The organism is Streptomyces sp. NPDC055078, from assembly GCF_053607985.1.
This window is the reverse complement of record NZ_JBSGUP010000002.1, coordinates 1-18,917: the sequence shown is the minus strand read 5'-3', so window position 1 is coordinate 18,917 and position 18,917 is coordinate 1. Positions and strand designations below refer to the sequence as shown.

20 protein-coding genes and 2 pseudogenes are annotated in these 18,917 nt (G+C 69.9%); 7 read left to right on the top strand and 15 right to left on the bottom strand.

The genetic code is table 11. The features are described 5' to 3' along the window. Positions 1-97: 97 nt before the first annotated feature. The 5 genes and pseudogenes from ACWF94_RS00415 to ACWF94_RS00395 all read right to left on the bottom strand — a co-directional run. A pseudogene (locus ACWF94_RS00415) lies at positions 98-349 on the bottom strand (glycosyltransferase); the annotation flags it as partial. 269 nt (positions 350-618) lie between these two features. After that, positions 619-1,164, bottom strand: a complete 546-nt coding sequence (locus tag ACWF94_RS00410; protein WP_453483218.1) for a hypothetical protein — start codon at positions 1,162-1,164, stop codon at positions 619-621. Between the two features lie 50 nt (positions 1,165-1,214). After that, positions 1,215-2,069, bottom strand: coding sequence for a hypothetical protein (locus tag ACWF94_RS00405; RefSeq protein WP_453483216.1), 855 nt, complete (start codon positions 2,067-2,069; stop codon positions 1,215-1,217). A gap of 64 nt (positions 2,070-2,133) precedes the next feature. Then, positions 2,134-2,298 carry a hypothetical protein gene (locus ACWF94_RS00400; protein ID WP_453483214.1) on the bottom strand — a complete coding sequence of 55 codons (165 nt, stop codon included), beginning with the start codon at positions 2,296-2,298 and terminating at the stop codon, positions 2,134-2,136. 375 nt (positions 2,299-2,673) lie between these two features. Further along, complete coding sequence (locus ACWF94_RS00395; RefSeq protein WP_453483212.1) at positions 2,674-3,243, bottom strand: hypothetical protein; 570 nt, start codon at positions 3,241-3,243, stop codon at positions 2,674-2,676. A 319-nt stretch (positions 3,244-3,562) separates the two neighbouring features. On the opposite strand from ACWF94_RS00395, the gene ACWF94_RS00390 reads away from it, so the two are divergent. Beyond that, a complete protein-coding gene (locus tag ACWF94_RS00390; protein WP_453483211.1) occupies positions 3,563-3,979 on the top strand; it encodes a hypothetical protein in 417 nt (138 codons plus the stop codon). Between the two features lie 140 nt (positions 3,980-4,119). Here the strand turns inward: ACWF94_RS00390 and ACWF94_RS00385 are convergent, their stop codons facing one another. The 8 genes from ACWF94_RS00385 to ACWF94_RS00350 form a co-directional block, all read right to left on the bottom strand. Continuing rightward, the gene (locus ACWF94_RS00385) at positions 4,120-5,625 is read right to left on the bottom strand and encodes an ATP-binding protein (protein WP_453483209.1); all 1,506 of its coding nucleotides are present in this window, start codon (positions 5,623-5,625) and stop codon (positions 4,120-4,122) included. A 29-nt stretch (positions 5,626-5,654) separates the two neighbouring features. After that, the gene (locus ACWF94_RS00380; protein WP_453483305.1) at positions 5,655-6,113 is read right to left on the bottom strand and encodes a DUF6238 family protein; all 459 of its coding nucleotides are present in this window, start codon (positions 6,111-6,113) and stop codon (positions 5,655-5,657) included. A 76-nt stretch (positions 6,114-6,189) separates the two neighbouring features. Then, the gene (locus ACWF94_RS00375) at positions 6,190-6,783 is read right to left on the bottom strand and encodes a hypothetical protein (RefSeq protein WP_453483309.1); all 594 of its coding nucleotides are present in this window, start codon (positions 6,781-6,783) and stop codon (positions 6,190-6,192) included. Then, a complete protein-coding gene (locus ACWF94_RS00370; RefSeq protein ID WP_453483208.1) occupies positions 6,780-8,252 on the bottom strand; it encodes an SCO6880 family protein in 1,473 nt (490 codons plus the stop codon). Before ACWF94_RS00370 ends, ACWF94_RS00375 begins: the two co-directional genes overlap by 4 nt. A gap of 94 nt (positions 8,253-8,346) precedes the next feature. Beyond that, positions 8,347-9,744, bottom strand: coding sequence for an SCO6881 family protein (locus ACWF94_RS00365; RefSeq protein WP_453483303.1), 1,398 nt, complete (start codon positions 9,742-9,744; stop codon positions 8,347-8,349). A 37-nt stretch (positions 9,745-9,781) separates the two neighbouring features. Continuing rightward, complete coding sequence (locus ACWF94_RS00360) at positions 9,782-10,468, bottom strand: hypothetical protein (RefSeq protein WP_453483206.1); 687 nt, start codon at positions 10,466-10,468, stop codon at positions 9,782-9,784. Continuing rightward, positions 10,468-10,776 (bottom strand): DUF6112 family protein, encoded by a 309-nt coding sequence (locus ACWF94_RS00355; RefSeq protein WP_453483204.1) that lies wholly within the window; start codon positions 10,774-10,776, stop codon positions 10,468-10,470. Before ACWF94_RS00355 ends, ACWF94_RS00360 begins: the two co-directional genes overlap by 1 nt. 78 nt (positions 10,777-10,854) lie before the next feature. After that, positions 10,855-11,976 carry a C40 family peptidase gene (locus tag ACWF94_RS00350; RefSeq protein WP_453483203.1) on the bottom strand — a complete coding sequence of 374 codons (1,122 nt, stop codon included), beginning with the start codon at positions 11,974-11,976 and terminating at the stop codon, positions 10,855-10,857. Positions 11,977-12,504: 528 nt separating this feature from the next. On the opposite strand from ACWF94_RS00350, the gene ACWF94_RS00345 reads away from it, so the two are divergent. From ACWF94_RS00345 to ACWF94_RS00320, 6 genes are all read left to right on the top strand, one after another. After that, a complete protein-coding gene (locus ACWF94_RS00345; protein ID WP_453483201.1) occupies positions 12,505-13,260 on the top strand; it encodes a DNA-methyltransferase in 756 nt (251 codons plus the stop codon). 167 nt (positions 13,261-13,427) lie between these two features. Then, positions 13,428-14,090 carry a DUF4913 domain-containing protein gene (locus ACWF94_RS00340; RefSeq protein WP_453483199.1) on the top strand — a complete coding sequence of 221 codons (663 nt, stop codon included), beginning with the start codon at positions 13,428-13,430 and terminating at the stop codon, positions 14,088-14,090. Then, positions 14,087-14,572 carry a hypothetical protein gene (locus tag ACWF94_RS00335; protein ID WP_453483197.1) on the top strand — a complete coding sequence of 162 codons (486 nt, stop codon included), beginning with the start codon at positions 14,087-14,089 and terminating at the stop codon, positions 14,570-14,572. The genes ACWF94_RS00340 and ACWF94_RS00335 overlap by 4 nt, the downstream gene beginning before the upstream one ends. Further along, entirely contained in the window at positions 14,569-15,186 is a 618-nt protein-coding gene (locus tag ACWF94_RS00330; RefSeq protein ID WP_453483195.1) for a DUF3631 domain-containing protein, read from the top strand. The genes ACWF94_RS00335 and ACWF94_RS00330 overlap by 4 nt, the downstream gene beginning before the upstream one ends. 50 nt (positions 15,187-15,236) lie before the next feature. Further along, entirely contained in the window at positions 15,237-15,914 is a 678-nt protein-coding gene (locus ACWF94_RS00325) for a hypothetical protein (protein WP_453483193.1), read from the top strand. Positions 15,915-15,974: 60 nt separating this feature from the next. After that, positions 15,975-16,697 carry a hypothetical protein gene (locus ACWF94_RS00320; protein WP_453483191.1) on the top strand — a complete coding sequence of 241 codons (723 nt, stop codon included), beginning with the start codon at positions 15,975-15,977 and terminating at the stop codon, positions 16,695-16,697. A 196-nt stretch (positions 16,698-16,893) separates the two neighbouring features. On the opposite strand, the pseudogene ACWF94_RS00315 reads toward ACWF94_RS00320, so the two are convergent. Both ACWF94_RS00315 and ACWF94_RS00310 read right to left on the bottom strand, forming a co-directional pair. Further along, positions 16,894-17,110: pseudogene (locus tag ACWF94_RS00315) on the bottom strand (transposase family protein); the annotation flags it as partial. A 1,087-nt stretch (positions 17,111-18,197) separates the two neighbouring features. Next, positions 18,198-18,866, bottom strand: a complete 669-nt coding sequence (locus ACWF94_RS00310; protein WP_453483189.1) for a HEAT repeat domain-containing protein — start codon at positions 18,864-18,866, stop codon at positions 18,198-18,200. Positions 18,867-18,917: the final 51 nt, after the last annotated feature.

The window sequence follows — 18,917 nt, the reverse complement described above, 5'->3', positions numbered from 1 at the left end:
CGTCAGGCGGCAGTTAAGTGACACAACCTGCGAGGGACACGGGAAGCGCCGGGATAAGCGCAGTAGTCCTCCCGTCGGGGTAGAGGTCGAGGCTCTATCCGGCGGCCCAGCCGACCCCGGTGGCCTTCAGCGCGCGCAGCCGCACCCTCAGACTCCAGTTGACGTACGGGGTACGGACGGTGGTGAGGGCGAGGTTGCGGGCGCAGGCGGCGCCGACGGGGCGGGGCAGCACCAGGGGGCGGATGCGGGGATCACGGGCGAGTGCGGCGGGGAGCCGGGCGGGGTCGGCTCCGTCGAGCGCGATCACGGCCTCCCACGGCACGCTCTGCCGTGTCAGGCTGGCGTGCATCGCGGTGAGGTGGTCCAGGCGGTCTTCTCGCAGCTGGGTGGCGATGACGATCGTGATCTCGGGGCGGGTGTGCGGGTGCAGCGGTCTCTCCGGGCTCGGGGTGAGGCAGGAACGGGGCTTCTGGTTCGGTCGGTGGGCGGGCCAGGTCAGCGGTCTCCGGCTCGTGCATCGGCGTGCGGCACGAGCAGGCACCCGAACGGGCGTTGGTGTTCCTTCTGGTAGGGCGGGCGATGAAGGGACGGGTGGTCAGAAGGGGCCTTAGGTCGGGATTACTGGCCGGGCGCAGGGCCGGTCGGCGGGGAGTTCGGTGGAGTCGGGGGGAGGCCGGACGACGCCCGGGTCTGGCCCGGTGGCGGGAGGTGCGGAGGGGGAGCGGGGTCGTACTCGGCGCGGAGTATCGTCCGATCGGCTTCGTCCGCGATGGCCAGCACGGACAGGCTGCGGCCGGCCGCTTCCATCAGCAGCTTGGGCGGTGATCCCTTCGCTGCTCCGCGGTTCTGGCCGTGCCACCGGGCGGCGGTCAGGAGGTAGTCGCTCACGGCGCGGAGTACGGGTTCGGCGGCGTTCAGGAAGTGCTGGGTGACGGTGCTGGCCTCGGCAGGGGTTTCGGCTGCGGAGAGGGCGGTCTGGTACGGGGCGAGGTCAGGGCTCGGCAGGGGCTCGTCCGGCAGCGGGTGCCCGGCCAGGAAGGGCTCGGCGTCCCGGCTCGCCCACCGGAACAGATCGTCGCGGGTGGCGATGCCGTAGCGGGCTGCGGCGATCTGTTCTGCGTCGCGGCCGACGTTGTCGTACAGCTCGGAATCGGGATGGGACAACCCATTCCTCCAGGGGGAGAGATGTTCTGGCGATGGCAGGGGCCGGGGTGTCAGCGGGCCCGGCCGGACTGCGGGGATGCAGGGCGCGGAACAGGGGCGAAGGCGCTACGGGCCGTGGTGTGCGCCGACGGCTGCGGTTGTTGCGGAACGCCCAGGTCGCGCATCTGCTCGACGGCGAAGTGGAGACGTTCGCCGAGCTGCCGGAGGTCTGCTGCGGCCTCGTCGAGACCGTCCCGCAGATCGAAGCCGTCGTCCGTCTCGGCTTCCCGGGCCTTCTCCCCGGCTGCTTCGAAAAAATCGCCGAGCCGCTCCAGGAGGCCGCTGGTCGGATCCAGGATCTGGTGCAGCAGGGCGGCGGCGTCCGCATGCGTCTCAGCTCCGTTGAGCTGATCGGTAAGAGCGAGGAGCGCGTCGCCGTAGACGTAGGGGGAGGTGTGGTCCGCGGTGTCGGAGAGGTTCGGGGCCTTGGGCCCGCGGAGCGTCGGAGTGGCGGTGTTCACGAGCGTGCTCCCGGCGGGCGGGAAGGGAGCGGGCAGCAGCCCGAGCTGGGTGAGTCGCTGGTCGATCGCCTCGATCAGGGGCGAGGCGCTGCCGCCGTGGCGGGCTTCGGTCCGCTCAGGGGCACCGGGGTCGGCTGGGGGCGCGGAGTCGTAGATCACCTCGAACAGCGCCTGGTCGTCATGGTGCTCGCGGGTCACGATCCACCCCTCCGGGTCCCCCGGTGAACGGTCGGAGGAGGGCTCCTGCGGCGGGCCGATGATCAGGTAGCTGTCGTCGGGGAGTGATACGCGCACGATGTACGCGCTGAGGCCGAACTCGATGTCGCACTGCAGCCCTCGCTGCCGCAGCGGCGTGGTGACGTGCGCGTGGCGGCGCCACAGCTCCTGCCACAACGGGGTAGTCATGTGGCGGTGGTCGGGAAGTGCAGCAAGCCGATGCGTGCGACGGGTCTCTGGGGGGATTTCGCCGTCAGCGGCCACGGTTCCTCGTGCGGGAGGGGGGTTGGCGGTGCAGCGGTGGTGTCCGGTGAGTTGGCTCTGGCTCCGGAACCGGGGCGAAGTCGAGTTCGTACTCGTCGTAGGTGGCGATCAGGTCGTGCTCCATCTGTGCTTCGCGTTCGGCAACTTGCGCCATGAGATCGTCGTGCTCGGCTTGGCACTGCTGGTACTCGGCCCAGTCGGCGTCGCTGAAGTGGGCGGGGCGGTTCAGGGGGCTCCTTTAGCTGGTGATGTCGGTTCGGGTTCCTCGGCGCGGGCGAGGGTCCTTCGTTTGGATCAGGTTGGATGAGGGAGTGGGGGCTCCTGCCATAGATCGCAAGGCTGAGGAGGGAGTCACTCCGGTGGGGGTACTCCTCCGGCTCCGTCAGGGGCACCGCCACCCGGGCCGCAGTGCCGAGGGGGCCATAGGCGACGGACGACAACGCTGGGGGCACCTCCCGTGCCCGAAGGGCTACAGGGGAGAGGCGCGGGGCCAGGGCACGCGCGCCCAGAAAGCTCCAGACGAGAGGCCCTAGCGGTGGCGACCGCTCGGCCTGGGCGGCGGGGGCGCCGGACTCTCCTGACGGGAAGGCGTTGGGAAGAAGCGGTGGAAGTCGAGGTGGTCGTCGATTTCCTTGGCCGCATTCCGGAGAGATTCGGACGTGCGCCGCAGGTAGGAGCGCCCCGCGGCATGGTCGACGACCATGGAGTTCTCCAGGTATCGCCTGGTGATCGGGCTGGCGGGTGGGGACAGGGTCAGGGCGGTCACTGCGGTGTCGATGAAGCGCGGTGCTGTGTGGCTGGACAGGGTGGCCGCTGTGGCGAGGTGGGCGAGGATGGCTCGGCCGGCACGGTTCGCACTGTGCGGGCTCCGGGCGAATTCGGCAGTCAGCCGCACGACGTCGCGGGAGAGGTCTTGTGCGTCGGCGGCATGCTGAAGCAGCTCGGCGTAGGAGGGCCTGGCCGGCACGTGTCCGCTCTCGTCCAGCAGCTGCCACTGCTGGGCGGAGTCGCGGAATTTGGCCTTCATCGCGTTAAGCGCGCCGATGAGGTGGAGGGTGTCGTCGCGGGGTATCAGTTCGCGCTGTACATCGGGTTTCATGAGCCTCCTGCTGTTTTGTCTCTACTCCCGCGGGTTTGATTCCCGCGGGCCCGTTGGTGTGACCTGCAGGTGCAGGTCGGCGGGGGTTCAATCGACGGGATGAAGAATCCGTCGTTCCGTCGGGAATCCTGAAGCCCTGGCTGTATCTCTGAGGCACGCGCCAGTTCTGTGAACCGAGCGGCCGATGACCCTTGCCGTCGTCCGTAACCTGGCCAGTGGCCACCTCGATAGCCCGTTGGCCCTTTACGCGAGTCCTTGAGATCTTGTTTCGGCGGTGACCGTCCGAGTTGCTCTTATCCCGGCAGGAGGATCGACCCGCGTGACAGGCTCCGAATCCGAGCGCACTCTCACCTACGCCGCCGACCTCACGCGCGATGACGTCATCGCCTTGGAGGCGTTCCTCAACACGCAGCTGGGGCGGGTATACGAGGTAGTGGGGAAGACTGGCGAGACGTCCTTCGCGATGCAGTCCCTGCTCATCCTGGTCAGTGACTCGGCCGGGTTCCTGCACACCCTCCTCCGGCTGGGGCGGCCCGATCCGTGGCAGCGGGCCGCGATTGTGCGGGAGTGGCAGCGGTTGCGCAGCACCGCGCATCCCTTCAACCACTGCGACGGTTTCGATCACGACCGCTGGTGGAACCAAGTGCGGCACTACGACGCCACCGATGAGCGCGCGGAACAGAAGCGGATCCACCGGCTCGTCGATGGCGTTGCCGTCGACGAGGGACGGGTGTGAGATATCCCGACAGCGGGGGCGTAGTTCGCATGTCGCGCCTCGGCTTGGCCGAACCGACCCTTGAGTGACGGTCGTCATCGGCCCGTCCTCCTCGGGTTCATGGGGATCAGCGCGTCGGTGTTCGTGAACTCACGGATCTTTCAGCGCATCCGGGCGTCGGTGTCGAAGAGCTGCTTCTCATGGGGGTGGAGGATGTGCTGGACGATGAAGCTCCGGCCCGCGACCTTCCACAGGCCACGCCCGCGGTTGAGGTGGGCGATGGCCTCGGACTCCACGCTCGTGAGGCCGAGGAGCTGCGCCGCGGCGGCGAGCTGGTCGGTTTCCTGCCGGTAGACGATGCGGGTGGAGCAGTCGGCGAGGAGGCCCTCGGCCAGGGCGCGTCCGCGGGAGCCGGCGTCGCCAGCGGTCAGCAGGTCGGACAGCCGGTGGATCACCATCAAGTTCGCGATGCCGAGGCCGCGGGAGAGTTTCCACTGGGACTGCATGCGCTGGAGGAGACCGGGGTGGCGCATGAGGCGCCAGGCTTCGTCGTAGACGATCCACCGGCGTCCGCCGTCCGGGTCGGTCAAGGCCGATTCCATCCAGGCGGACGCGCAGGTCATGGCGAGGACGAGGGCGGTGTCGTCCCCGGAGCCGCCGAGCCGGGACAGGTCGATGGTCAGCATCGGCGCGCTGGGGTCGAAGGCGACGGTGGAGGGCGCGTCGAACATGCCGGCCAGGTCGCCGTGGACGAGGCGGCGCATGGCGTGGGCGAGGTCACGGGCGGCGTCGCCGAGCCGCCCGGACATGGTGCCGCCCGCGATGTCCAGCAGGGCGGGGTTGTTGAGGGTGGTGGCGATGTCCCCGAGGAGCGGAGTGCGGACGGTGGCGGCGGCGTGGCTGACGACCGCGTCGAGGGCGACATCGAGCGCGGTGTGCTCCATCGGGGCCAGGTCCCGGCCGAGGACGGTCCGGGCCAGTGAACCGAGCAGCAGGAGCCGTCGTTTGCGGATCTCGCCCGCCCATTCCCGCTCCGGCACGCTGGCCGGGCGGGGCGCTGCGTCCAGGGGGTTGAGTTTGCCGGGCAGCCCGGGGCCCAGCGCGATGGAGGTGCCGCTAAGCGCGGTGGCCACCGGGGTCCACTCGCCCTTCGGGTCGCAGGGGACGTAGACGCGGTAGCCGAACGCGATGCTGCGGAGCGCGAAGGACTTGGCGAGTGCGCTCTTGCCCTGTCCGATCACCCCGGCGAGGAGCACGTTCGGGTTGGTGAATCCGTCGATCCTCCCGTAGAGGGTGAAGGGGTCGAAGCTGAAGGCGGCTTCGGCGTGGACGTCGCGGCCGATGTAGATGCCGTCGGCGCCGAGCCCTCCTTCGGCGAGGAACGGGTAGGCCCCGGAGGCGGTGGCGGTGGTCATGCGGTGCGCGGGGAGCTTGAGCCTGCTGCCGCGGGCGGACGCGGGGCCCGGTCGTCCGCCCGGCCCGTAGAGCGGGGGAGGCATGTCTTCTTCGGTCGGTTCGCTTCCTTCGGGGTGGGCGGTGGAGCGGGCCTGGGCGGTGGCTTCGGTGAGCTGGCGGCGGGCCTGTTTGCGGGTGGCGCGGTCGGTGCCGTGAGGGGTGAACAGAGGGCTGGCGGTGGAGCGAGCTTGGCGGGCGGGCCGGTGGGACATCAAGGGCTCGTTTCGGCGGTGCTGTCCGGTCATGAGGCGCGGGTGGTGTGGCCGTGGAGCGGGGTGAGGTCGGCGGGGGTGGTCTTGCGGCGGACGGCGTGTCCGGCGGTGAGGTGGCGCTGGCAGATGGTCAGCACCGGCGGGCTTTCCGGCAGCCGTTCCGGATCGCAGTCCGAACCGGTGCCGCCGGGCCCCGGGGGGAGCGTGTGGAAGGCGTCGTGGACTGCCGTGCTGGCCTGCCAGAGGCGGGTGTGCGCGGCGGCGAGGTGTCGTCCCGCGGTTGGATGCGGGGGCCTGATCTGCTCGGTGAGCTGGTCGAGGAGGCGGTGCAGCGCGGTGAGGTGGGCGTGCAGGGTGTCCAGGTGGGCGCGGTCCGCCGCCTGGGGCGCGGTGGGATTTCCGGTGGTGAGGGCCCGGGTGTGGTGGCGCAGGCCGGCGGTCGCGGCCCGGAGATAGGGGGATGCGTCGGGGGAAGAGGGCAAGTGGATCCTTATCGCCGGGACGACGTGGCCGGTGATCGGACGGTCCGGCTCGCGTCGGTGGGAGCGCCGCTCCTGGGCGTGGTCAGCGCGAATGCCGTGGCGTGGTCCCGGCCGGGCGGGGTGTGGGAAGGCCGGTGTGAGGGGCGCTGGCGGCGGTTCGGGCTGGGTTCTGTTCGTGCCGCAGGTCGGTGTACGAACCGAGTGGGGGTGTTCCGGGGTGGCTCTCCTCCGGTATGAACACCACGTCGCTCCGGTCGGCGGGGTCTCCTGGCGCGCGGGTGTCCTCCAGCCACTGCCGGAAGGACGGAAGCCGGGTGAGGTTCTGGCGTGCGCTGGCGAGGTCGGTGCCGTTGACCACCCACAGGGATGGACGCTCGCCGTCGTGGCGTTCGAGGCCGTTGAGGGCGATGGTGAACGGGCCCGGAATGGGAGCGCTGACGAGTTGTTCGAGCCGGTTGCGGATGAGGTCGAGAGTGTCGCTGGCTTCGATGGCTGTGTCCAGGCGGGCTTCCTCGTACTGCGGGTAGCGGTCTTCGAACACCTCTCCGTCCGGGGTGCGGTGTTCACCGAGCTGGGCCTGGTGGCGGCGGTGCATCTCGTGCAGGGGGCCGAGGAGCGTGCGGATTTCCTCGGCGAGGTCCGGTGGCGAGGTCGGGTCCGGGGGTGGTGTGGTCACAGGGCGATCCGGGCGAGGGGGAGGGCGGCGGTGGTGAAGGCGTCGGGCTGCTGGAAGTCGAGCCTCCGTAGATCGACCTGGGCGGATGCGGCGGCGGTTTCGATCTGCGCGCACGCGGCGTCGAGCAGGGCGTCGGTGGGGGCGGAGACGGTGAGCAGGCCGGTCAGGTCGACGTCGGAGTGCCCGGCGATCAGCTGCCGCTCACGCTGCTTGGCGTCGGCGTATTCGATGCTGTCGGCCTCGGAGTCGACCATGCCCCGGCGGCGCCGTTCGGCCGCGTCGGCGATGATCGTCGCCTTGGTGCGCTGGACGTCGCGCAGCGCGGCTTCCAGCGTCTTGGGCACGTATATGAGGGAGAGGCTGCGGCGTACGCCGGCGGTGAACATCAGACCGTGGAGGAACCCGGCCGAGGTTTCGGTGCGGGGCCAGTCCTCGACCCAGTAGGTGGCGTGCCGGGCGGAGTCGGTGATCACCCGGTCGGACTCCTCGACCTGGACCACCGGCCCGGCGGCTGCCGGGGCTGCTTCGGCGCGTCCGTTCTGGGACCACTGCTGCAGCCGGGACAGGGATGCCGGGTCGTAGGCGGTGCGGATGACGGCGGCGATCTCCGGAGCGGTGAGCCACCCGTTCACCGTCAGCCCCGCACCGCGCGCGGCCTGGGTGACGGAGGAGGTGGTCTGCTCCATCACCGTGAACGCCCCGGGCAGCCCTCCGCCCGCCTGGCTGATCAGTCTCCTGGCGGCTTTCAGGTCGAGGCTGATGACGAGGTAGGACTCGTGGGGGGCGGCGGCCGGGCCGGCGGAGGCGACGAGGTCGGCATACACCTGCCCGGCGACCGGGGTGTCGGGGCGGCCCTGCTGGACCCAGTGCCGGGTCAGAGTGTCGCCGGAGTCGGGGACGGTGCGCTCCAGGACCTGGACCGCGGCGATGTGTCCGGTGCGGGAGACGCTTGCTAGGGCCCTGCCCCACCCGGTGACGTTCGCGTTCTGCGTCGCGGGGTCGAGCAGGGCGAACGCACGGGAGGAGATGCGGGCGACGGCGGTCAGGGTCTGGCGGTGCGGGTCGTGTACGGCGGCGGCCTGCGACCCGTGGGGGGTGACGACCCGCAGTGAGGCGGCGGTGCCGGGCAGATGGAGGACGCCGTCCTGCCGGGGCCGGGAGACCGGGCGGGCGAGCCACATCGTCTGCCCGGTGCGCCGTCGGTGGGCGTGGCGCAGGACGATGGGCGCCCAGTCGATGAGGGAGCGTCCGCGGTGGCGGACCAGGACCAGGGCGGTGACCGTCGCCCACAGCGGGGTCAGCATCAGGGCGCCAGTGAGGCCGGTGGACACGACGGTGACCATCAGCAGGGCGAGCGCGGCGGAGACCAGGGTCAGCTGGGGCAGGGACAGGCCCAGGAGGATGCCGCGCCGCGAGCGGTGCGGAAACTTCACCGTGACCGGTGCTGGGGCTGCGGAGAGTTCAGACAAGACGGGAACCGTTCCAGGAAGCGCGGGGCGGGGGCCGGGCGGAGCATCCGCAGTCTGTGCTGTGGTGCTCCGCCCGGCAGCGGACGGAAAGGGGTCAGGAGCCGGTGGGCGAGGGCGGCGGGCTTGCCGGCCCGCCAGTCACGCTCGGACCGGTGCCGGTTGCGGCGTCCGGTGCGGGCTGGGCACCCTGCGGCGGCGGTGCGGCAGTGGCCGGGGGCGCCGACCATCTGCTGCCGTCCTGTTCGGCGGCCGTCGGCGACGCCGGGCCGCCCTGCCGCCCGCCGGATCCGCCGCCTGCTCCGGGGCTGACGGGAGCGTCCTGCACGGCCTGCGCCACGCCCTTGGCCATCGCGTCGGCAGCGGGCGACACAGCCAGGCCGCCGCTGTCCTGACCCTCACCCTGCTCCCCGCCGCTGCCTGCGCTGGCGGACGAGGAGGCGATATCGCCTGGGAACTGGCCGTCGGCGAAGTCGGGACCCTGCGGCGCGGCACTCCCCGCATCCCCTGTGGCACCGGCTGCGCCGCCGGTTCCGGCGGTGGCCGCCATCGCGGCGGCCTTCCGGCCGGCGTGTTCGGCGTGCTGCCGGGCGAGCTGGGCACCGGCGCCACCGGCACGGTGGATGTCCTCGCCGGACGTGCCCTCGGCGGCCCAGTGGACGAACTTGAACGTCGCGTAGGGGCAGAGCAGGACGAGCATCATGATGACGATGCCGGCCATGACGTCGGAGAGCGCGGCAAGCCCGTCGCTGGCTTCGGTCTTGCCCATGGCGGAGATGCCGAGCAGGAAGACCACGGTCATCAGGAGTTTGCTGACGATGAGGGTGGCGGTGGCTTCGATCCAGCCGCGGCGCCACCGGCGGGTGGCCTCCCAGCCGCCGCCCGCCGCGGCGAACACGGCCAACGTGACGAGGACGAGGATGCCGACCTTGCGGACCATCATCACGCACCAGTACAGGAACGCACCGACGGCGGCGCCCAGGGAGGCGAACACGGTCACCAGCCAGCCCAGGCCGGACAGTGCGCCGATCTGGTTCACCTTGACCATCCGCCGCACCGCGTCCTCGATCGAGGAGTTCGCCGCTCTGAACAGCCCGTCCGACAAGGCGTCAGTGACCTCGATGGCGACGGTGGTCAGGGCGATGGCGGCGAACGCGAAGATCACGCCGGAGGCGGTGCCGGTGAACGCCTGGGTGAGGGCCTGCCCGTCGCGCTTCAACGCTGCGCGGATCAGCTGCGCGGAGAACGTGGCGACCAGCACGATCAGACCGATGGGCAGCAACGTCTCGTAGTTGTCGCGGAACCAGCCCGCGTTCAGGTCGATGTCCGTGGTGGCGTTGACGGCGTCCGCCGCGAGATCAGCCGCCGCGGCGGCCAGTTCGCCGGTGCTCTTGGCCATCCAGTTCCCGATCGCCGCGCCCGGGTCGGACACGAACTTGGCGGCGTCGGCGGCACCGCACACGGTGGAAGCGAGTGGAAGATCACAGAAGTCCATGAGGGGTGACACCCCCTCCTCTCATGGTGACGGTCGGCTACGGGGCGACGCGGGGAGCGATGGACACGAGCGCGCAGTCCGCACCCGGGCGGCACTGGACGGCGAGGGTGACCGAGCGGTCCTCGGCCCCGCCCCCGCCGCTCTTCCAGGCGATGGTCTGCTTGCCGGTGACGGTGACCGCGTAGATGTACGCCTCGGTCAGCGCCGCCGGGTCGTCGGCGAGGGCCTGCTTGAACGCCGAGGGGAACGTGGCCCGGGTGATCTGCGCCGTGGCGTGCTGGGTGTTGTCCCGCAGCCGCGACCACAGCACCGGATCCGGCACCTGGGCCCGGATCGACGACCAGTCGCTGTACTTCGTCTCGCGCGTCATCCACGCCCGCATCCCGGCGAGCTGCTGCTCCCGGCTCGTGGTGCGGGTGTCGTACGACCAGAGCATCGCGGCGGCGGCCTTGCCGTAGGCGAGGGGATCGGCGATCTGCGGCGGCGAAGCCACCGAACCCCGGTCCGGCGAAGGGTTGCGCTCCCCCTCTGCGGACGGGGCGGAGGGACGCGCGGGCGCTGACGGCGAGGTCGGCTCGGCGCGCTGGTCGCCCCGGCCGGTGACGTAGGCGGCGAGGCCGGCGACGGTGACCAGGACGGCGATCACGGAGGCCACGACCGCGATGCGGCGGTTGGCCGACCAGCCGGCGGTGCTCCGGTGGAGCGCTATGCGGGGTCGTTTCATCAGTCGACCTGCGTGCCCAGCGCGGAGAAGAAGGCCACGATGCCGTTCGCGGCGCCGAGTCCCAGCGCGGCGCCGGCGGACACGAGGGCGCCCTTCTTGCCGCTTGCCTCGGCCTGGTGGCCGCCGGAGTGGTGGCCCCAGGCCCACACGCCGAGGGAGACGGCCAGGGCGCCGACCACGGCGATGATCCCGAACAGGTTGATCGAGGAGACGACGTTGCGGAGCACGTCGAGGCCGGGCAGTCCGCCGCCCTTCGGGGTGATGCCCGGGTCGAAGGCGAAAGGGACGACGCGGTCGGCGAGAGACATGGCTATGGCGGAACTCCTTGCGTACACAGACCACCCGGGTCTGCGGGAAACGGGGAAGCGGAGGAAGGGGGGCGGTCGTCACAGGACGCGGCGGACGGCGAGGATGCGCCAGTCCTTGATCGCCTCGACCCGGACGTTCGTTCCCGTCCGGGGGGCGTTGATCACGAGTCCGGAGCCCAGGTAGAGGCCGACGTGCTCGGGCACGGCGGCGGTGCCGCGGGAGAAGATCAGGTCGCCGGGACGCATGGCCTTCGGCGAGACGGCCTTGCCTTCCTTGACCTGGGTGTACGTGGTGCGGGTGAGGGTGACGGCGGCGGCGCGATAAGCCTGCTGGGTGAGCGAGCTGCAGTCGCAGCGGCCCATCGGGTCGGGACCGCGCGGGTCGGTGCAGGTCCCGCCCCACTGGTAGGGGGTGCCGAGCTGCCCCATCGCCCAGGTGATCGCCCTGCGGGCCTTCGGATCGGCGTCCTTCGGAATCTCATACCCCTCGGGCACGGCACCGTCGGGGATGGGCCCGAACCCGGAACCGTCCTCGCCGGGCACGCACCCGGTACCGCCCCCGGCGGGCTCGCCGGGAGTCCCGCCGGGGTCGTTGCCCTGGTCGGGAAGGTTCTGGACGATCGCCTTCTGCAGGGCGCGGGACAGCGGCTCCCACTGTGCGTACGCGTCGGGATACCCGGACTTCTGGACGGCTTGGGCGGCCTGGGTGATGGTCATCTGCTGCCAGCCCGGTGTGTCCAGCAATCCTTCGTAGAACTTCGTGGAGGAGTAGACGGGGTCGCGGATCTGGTCGGGGGTGCCCCAGCCCATGCTCGGCCGCTGCTGGAACAGCCCCAAGGAGTCGCGGTCGCCGTAGTCGAGGTTCCGCAGCCGGGACTCCTGCAGGGCGGTGGCCAGTGCCGCGACCTGCCCGCGCTCGGGAACGTCGAGGGAGATGCCCGTGGCGACGATCGTCTTCGCGTGCGGGATCTGCTCGCCGGGGAGGTCGAGGCCCTCGACCTTGATGTCCTGGTCGGCGCCCTCGCCGCCCAGGATGGCCGTGACCTGCTGGGCGACCGCGTCGGCGTCGATATCGGATCCGGACAGGCAGGAACCGGTGCTGAGGGCTGCGCCGCTGCCGGCCGCGGCGATGACGGCGGTTCCGGCGAGGAGAAGGGGGGAAAGGCAGAAGACGCCGATGGCGGCGGCTGCGCCTTTCAACCGGTGCCGCCTCCCGCAGGTTTGTCAGCCGGTGGCCGGTCTGCGGGCGGAGCAGGGCAGGGGTGTGTCACAGCGGGTGTCCTTGAAGTGAGGTCCGGCCGCGCGGTGTCCGTGTGTGAGAGGGCGCGGGTGGCCGGTGGTGGGTGAAACGGGAGCCCCGGCACGGGATGCGAGTTGCCGCTCGCTTCCCGGAGGGCATGCGTCAGGTGCAGCGGGGCATGGGAAGGTTCCGTGAAGGCGTGAGCGGGGGGTCGGGCCGTCGGCGGTGTTCGCCGGGCAGTTCCAAAACAGTAAACCCCAATCCCCGGTTGGCGAAATAGCCGGCCACCTCAGCTGCTGCTCGCCGGATGGGTTCGGGCGGCGATAGCGGCCAACCGGGGATCGTGCCCTAGAGTTTTGAGACCTCCCCCTCGCAACCCGCCTCGAACGCGGACGCCTGGCATGCCCGCATTCACCGTGCAGGGCCAGGCGGCGAGCCGGAGTGACTTTCTCTCCCCCATTCCCGAATCGAACACTGGGGTACCCCCTTTGCCTTTTTCCCTCCACCAGGGCGACGCCCTGACCGTCCTCGCCGGGCTGCCGGACGACTGTGTCGACAGCGTGATCACCGACCCGCCGTACAACTCGGGCGGCCGGACCGCGAAGGAACGCACGTCCCGCAGCGCCCGGCAGAAGTACACCTCCGCCGACGCCGGCCATGACCTGCCGGACTTCACCGGCGAGAACATGGACCAGAGGTCGTACGGGTTCTGGCTGACGCAGATCATGACCGAAGCCCACCGCCTCACCAAGACCGGTGGCACGGCGCTGCTGTTCACGGACTGGCGGCAGATGCCGGTCACGACGGACGCGATCCAGGCGGCCGGCTGGCTGTGGCGCGGGGTCCTCGCCTGGCACAAGCCGCAGGCCAGGCCACAGAAAGGGCGCTTCACCCAGAACTGCGAGTTCATCGTCTGGGCCAGCAACGGACCGATCGACGCCGCCCGGAACCCCGTCTACCTGCCCGGCCTCTACAGCGCTTCGCAGCCGTCGGGGAAGAACCGGCAGCACATCACGCAGAAGCCGGTCTCGGTGATGCGTGAGCTGGTGCACATCTGCCCGGACGGCGGCACGGTCCTCGACTTCTGCGCCGGCTCCGGCTCGACCGGGGTGGCGGCCCTGCTGGAGGGCCGCGACTTCATCGGCGTCGAGAAGACCAGGCACTACGCCCAGGTCGCCGCGGACCGGCTCACCGAAACCCTGCAGCAGACCCGCACCCAGGACGACTTCGGCCTCACCGCATAGCCCGCGCAGCTACGTTCCGGACGGGCCTGCTGGTGCCCACTGGCCCGTCCGGACCGCCCGCGGAGCACATATAGCACCCGCTCCCCGGTTAGCGAAACCGGGGAATCCTCGGATCGTTGATGCCGCAATCCAGATTCACCGGCCGCGGCTTCAAGGAGATCTCTTTCGTGCCCGAATCCACAGAGTCCCGCGACGACGGGGCAATTCCGCCGGTACCGCTGCCCGATTCCGGCCTGGAATCCATCGAGGCAAGTGTCCGCAAACTGCTGGACCAGACGGCGGAGCAGGCCCGGCAGCTCGACAGCCTCTCAACGGCCCCCGGCCACGCCCCCCGCCCGGCCCCGTTCCCGGGCTTCGGCATGCCCGGCTTCGCGGCGATGCCCGGCATGCCCCCGCCCACGCCACCCGAGCCGAAACCGATCCTGGAACTCGCCGGCGAGGAGTACGAGAACGAACTCGACTCGCTCTCCGACTGGGTGGACGACTTCCTCATGCCCGCCTACGGCGCCGAGGTCACCACCGCCTCCCCGTGGTGCGAGCAGTGGCAGGAACACCAGGACATCGTCGCCTGGCTGCACGCCCTGTGGATGGCCTACCAGCAGCACAAAGACCCCGAAGCAGGGCTCGCCGGCCTCTTTGTCTGGCACCGGGACTTCCTCACCCACGCCATGGCGGCCGTCCGCGCCCCGGGCGGACCGCTGTCCGCGTGCATGACCGACCCGGACCGGCCCTCCCACCGCCTGCTGGCCGGGCCCAGCCCCTCCGACCGCTCGAAGACCGAAGCCGGAACACCGGCAACAGCCGCAGTGCCGGGCGAGGCCGGCTCATGACCGGGCAACCGCACCCACCGGCGTTCGGCCTCAGCTTCGACCCGCGCGCCCTGACCGATCTCCTCACCGCCCCCGGCGACATCCGCGACCTGGCGCTCGCCCAGCTCCAGGACGTCGTCACCGCCCAGTTGTTCGGCGGCAAGCTCACCGGTGACCTGGCCGGGTTCCGCAAGCTCTACGTCGATCACCGCGCGGAGTGGCGCATCGTCTACGCCCAGCGCCCGGCACCGCCGACATCGGCCCACCGCACCGAGATCCACGTGGTGGCGGTCCGGCCCCGCGCCCGGCAGAACGCGTACGACACTGCCCGCGCCCGCCTCGGCATCACCCGCCGCCCCATGAGCGCTCTGACGCACGCTGCCCGCACCCGATCCCCTCAACTGGTCACCAGCCGAGGCCGAATTCCCAAGCCGGGCCCGCCCTCCTCCGCGTTGCCCGGCCTCCCTCACCCTGCACCGACTGCGAAGGGACCCGTCCGTTGACGACGACCACGTTCCCCACCCTCATCGACCGGCTCGCCGCCACCCTGCGCGGTGCCGAACTGCCCCCGGAGAACCCGCACCACCGCGCCATCCTCGACGCCCTCTTTGAGGTCCAGCGGCTGGACGAGCAGCTCACCGGCCCGGACAACCGCGCCCTCGACCCGCTCGACCGTACGGGGGAGAAGCTGGAGCAGCTCACCGAAGCACTCGCCGAACGCCTCGCCGCCGGTCACGAACTCGCCCTCCTGCTCTCCTCCCACTGCTGTTGCCGCCCGGACACTGCCCAAGAGGATGACGAGGAGGGCGATGACGAGGACTTCCTGTCCTGCCTTGGCGAGCATCCCCGTCCGTCCGGCATCCTCCACGCCGCGCTGGAGGCCTTCGCCGAGTTCGGCGATCCGGACGCCCTCGCCTCCGCCGACATGGTGGCCGCGCTGCGGCGCCAGCCCGGTGTGGCGGAGGGCCGCTGGCGCTACGCCGACCTGACCCAGGCACGGCTCGCCCAGTTGCTCGCCCCGTACGAGATATCCACCCGCGATGTCACCTTGCCGGATGGCCGCCGCCGCAAGTCCTACCGCCGCGCCGCGCTCGCCGCGGCGATGGCGGGCTGCTGATGCGCGCCGACCTGAAAGAGGCTTCCGCCAGACCTGCGAGCCCTGGGTCCATGCCGGTGCCGAAGGCTCTGACAGCGCTGGACCAGCGTATCGAAGCGGCCGTGGGCCACAGCGTCGGCACTCTGTGGAACCACCGCGACCGCGGTCTTCTCGACCAGCCCCGCGCCCGCCTGGCCGACGCCCACCGTGCCCTCGCGGCGGCCGAGACCTCGGTGACCTTCTACCGCGTCCTGCTCCACCGCCTGGCGAGCGGAGAGTTCCCGGTCGACTCCGCGCTGTTCGAGCGGATCGACCGCACGGTCGGCCAACTGTCGGAGGCTGTGGCCACCCGCGACGCGCAGAACAAGAGCGTGCTGACTGCACTGGAGCCGGTCGAGAAGGCCGCACGGCCCCAGTTCCCTGCCGGTGCGGACCTGCCCGCACGGGACATCGCCGCCCTGCTGGCCATCGCCCAGGGCGCCAAACTCCACGAACACCTCCTCACGCAGCGGCTCTCCGTGGCCACCGCCTCCGGAACCCGTGTCGGATACGAGCAGCTTCAGCGGCTGGAGCAGACCGGACTCGTCGCCCGGGACGCCACCCATCCGGTCCTCGCCGGGCAGCCGGTCACCCTCACCGACACCGGCCGCAGCGCCCTCGCCGGAACGCGGCACCCGCAGACTCCTGTCGTCGGCCGGCCCGCTCCGCGGGCGGGAGCCTGGCCCGCCGCAGCCCGCTCCCGCCGCTGAACCCGCACGCCCGCCCCCTCACCGTGGCGGCATTCCTCCGCTGCCGAACCGGAAACGCCTATGCCCTCCCTCACGCCGGACTTCCGCGTCGACGGCTACGAGGCCGTCAAACCCCTGGCCGACGAAGCCTTCTGGCAGCACATTGCCATGAACCAGAACGACCTCACGAAGCTCGCCGACCATCACAGCGACGACGGACGGCACAGCCACTACGTCCTCCACGACAGAACCGCCACCTGGGGCCTCCCCGGAGAGCCCCAGCTCATCGCGCTCCATCTGCAACGCGACCCCGAGGCGCGGACGTTCCGCTTCCAGCACGCCAGGCTGCCGCTGCCGTCCATGGCCCAGTCCTGGCTCATCGCCCGAGGCTGCCCGAAGGACGCCGTCCGCCTGCCCACGGACCTGGGCACGACACCCGCCGACGACGCCACCCGCGCCTTGGAAGACCGCCTGATGGCCGACGGCGACCACTTCGCCCTCCTCACCAGCTACACCGACGACGGCCCCACCGCACCGCAGACCACGGTGCTGCTGCGCGCCGTGGACGAGAAGGAACCACTGCCGTTCCGGGTGCTGCTGGAGACAGCCGACACCGACGCCTGGACGCACACACTCGTTGAAGGGGGTTTCGCCACCTTCGACGAGGCCACCGCCTGGTGGGAGGACCACTGGAGAGGCGCGGACGTCCCACTGCCGGCCCTTCCACCACCCGCGCGACGTACGACGGCGCCCAGTCTGCCACCCGGACCGTCCACCGCACCCCTGCCGGGCCGTGCCCGCTGAATCCCCACTCCCGGACCTTTTGCCCTGATTCGCGGGGGAGTTCAGGGCGTCATTGAGCCCTCTCCAACCTCATGCTGACGCGTGATGGAGGACGAGGAGCGACGATTGCTGCGATGCGGTTGGTGCTGCAACGGAGCTTCCGAAGGAGTCGCCAGCACTTCAGGGTGGCCATGGCCTGCTCGCCGACGCAGCGTCTGTAGCGGTAAACGGTCGTGAAGCAGATAGCGAAGCCTGCGGCGAGCTGGGCGAGGTATCACCGCACCGCAGATGGGCCAGAGCGACGAGAGCCTGACGACCTGCGGTCAAGCGCCACCATCGCGTCCCGATCTCGCCTCGCCGGACTGCGAGTCGTCTCCGGTCAGGCACCGCCGGGTACGACTGGACAAGTCGATCGACAACGGGCAGACAAACACGCGAACCTCCCGGTGAGTGCAGGTGATCTTGGTCGAGAACACGGCAGCTTCGTCGTTCCGCAGACCCCTCCAACACCTGGCCAACGCCCTCAGACTGGAAAGGCTCAGTGGTTCGATGAAGTACGTGCCGCACTCCCACGTGACTGCAACCGCAAGGGGAGATTTCACGCAGTGACATGATCAGTCTCCTGTTCTGAGAGAACCAGCGACTCGTCGGCGGGGAAACAGACAGGAAAGAAGCCGGGCAGCGAGCCAACCGCGCAATGGAGCTCTACCTCAGCGGCCGTGGCAAAACGGGGTCCCTGGCATGCTCGCCGACGGGGGTTTCGCGTACATCCGGGCACAGCACACGCTAGGACGTACACGCCACCGTGTCCGACGGCAGCGCGGCGGAGGACACGTCAGGAACACCGCTGCGGATACACCGGCCCCACCTGCCATCACACAGCAGCCACCGGCACTCACGCTCGACCAGTGAACCGCCGCAAAGACGCTCCTCGCCATTCAGACGTACGCAGAGCAGAAGTAGGCCCAGGGCCTCCTCCATCTGGCGGACAAGTCACGTGCCGCGGCGGAAGAGCTGAGTAGCCAGTCTCCTACAGTCCCACCGGACAAGGACACCCCTCATGGCTGAGCCCTTCCTCGCCGCTCTGCGAGCCCATGCGGCAGCCAAGGGAGCTGCCCTGCCGGAGGACGTAGTGCAGGGTGCGTGGACCGCAGATGTGAAGGCCACCGGCTCGGTGCAGTGCCCGGCCGCCCCCGCTCAGGAAAGGCAGCCACGCCCACGAAGACAGACCAGGGCCGCGCGGACCGGCACGCGCAGCAGCAGTCTCACCACCAGCAGCACACTTCCCCGAACGCGCCAGGACAGCGGTAGTGCGGAGTGGTGACGGGCGATGGATCGGGTGCGGCGAGTTCATCTGTGCGAGTAGGCGGCCATTGGTCCTCTGCCAACCTGGCGGGTGTGGAGGTGAAGTGGCTACGGAGGGCAACGTCAACCGCTGTCGTGTCTCGTACCTGAGTCCTCGGTGAACCTCAGTCGCCTAACGCGAAACCGGGATAGTTCGCCACCGATTTCGCGCCACTTCTACCCCTCACTATCTGCTGCGATCTCTTCGAGTGTTTGGGATATTCCTGCATGCACCCGAGGGGCGAGGCCCGCTGTGTTAATATTCTCACTTTCGCTGGGGCACCCAAGAATGGTAAGCCCTAGGGAACGGCCGATCTCTTCCCCCGTAACGTCGACTAGCTCCTCATCCCTAGCTGCCTTCATTAGGGCGTCTAGGGCCCTCGGGTCCTTCCAGTTGGCGATGTCGACAATTGCCTCGCATCGAAAGTCTAGGTCCTGAGAATCGTCTGTCACGATTTTAGCAAGGAGTTTTGCGCGCCAATCCCACGAAAGCCCATCGGTGACCGTCAGGCTCTCCCGGAATTGGGCGGGGAGGTGATAATTATGCTTCTCGATGTAATGCAGAACCATGACTGGAGCGGAGTACACGGAACCGTCGCTCATGTAGTATCGAAATTCACCGTTTCCCACAAATTCGTCACCTTGTGGGCAGAATTCACAATCGTGCACACCGAGCATGATGCTGCCTGCGCGACGTGAGGCCCTTCTGAAGCGGTCGAGAAAATTAGGCTCCATTGGGGGTTCATTCGCGCCTTGCGTGCCGTGTTCGCGGCCTAGCCATCCAATGCAAAGCATCAGCAGGGGGAATTTCGTGTACTCGTAGGGTGAAAGGTCAAGATATTCCATGGTTCTCCTGTGAACGAGTGACGAGTCTGGACCCGCCGACGGAGCGGGTCC

Excerpts from the sequence above, each read along its gene's own strand:
- ACWF94_RS00405 (WP_453483216.1), bottom strand. The coding sequence starts at position 2,069 with ATGACTACCCCGTTGTGGCAGGAGCTGTGGCGCCGCCACGCGCACGTC.
- ACWF94_RS00400 (WP_453483214.1), bottom strand. The coding sequence starts at position 2,298 with ATGGCGCAAGTTGCCGAACGCGAAGCACAGATGGAGCACGACCTGATC.
- ACWF94_RS00395 (WP_453483212.1), bottom strand. The coding sequence starts at position 3,243 with ATGAAACCCGATGTACAGCGCGAACTGATACCCCGCGACGACACCCTC.
- ACWF94_RS00385 (WP_453483209.1), bottom strand. The coding sequence starts at position 5,625 with ATGTCCCACCGGCCCGCCCGCCAAGCTCGCTCCACCGCCAGCCCTCTG.
- ACWF94_RS00365 (WP_453483303.1), bottom strand. The coding sequence starts at position 9,744 with ATGGACTTCTGTGATCTTCCACTCGCTTCCACCGTGTGCGGTGCCGCC.
- ACWF94_RS00360 (WP_453483206.1), bottom strand. The coding sequence starts at position 10,468 with ATGAAACGACCCCGCATAGCGCTCCACCGGAGCACCGCCGGCTGGTCG.
- ACWF94_RS00355 (WP_453483204.1), bottom strand. The coding sequence starts at position 10,776 with ATGTCTCTCGCCGACCGCGTCGTCCCTTTCGCCTTCGACCCGGGCATC.
- ACWF94_RS00335 (WP_453483197.1), top strand. The coding sequence starts at position 14,087 with ATGACCGGGCAACCGCACCCACCGGCGTTCGGCCTCAGCTTCGACCCG.
- ACWF94_RS00325 (WP_453483193.1), top strand. The coding sequence starts at position 15,237 with ATGCCGGTGCCGAAGGCTCTGACAGCGCTGGACCAGCGTATCGAAGCG.
- ACWF94_RS00320 (WP_453483191.1), top strand. The coding sequence starts at position 15,975 with ATGCCCTCCCTCACGCCGGACTTCCGCGTCGACGGCTACGAGGCCGTC.
- ACWF94_RS00310 (WP_453483189.1), bottom strand. The coding sequence starts at position 18,866 with ATGGAATATCTTGACCTTTCACCCTACGAGTACACGAAATTCCCCCTG.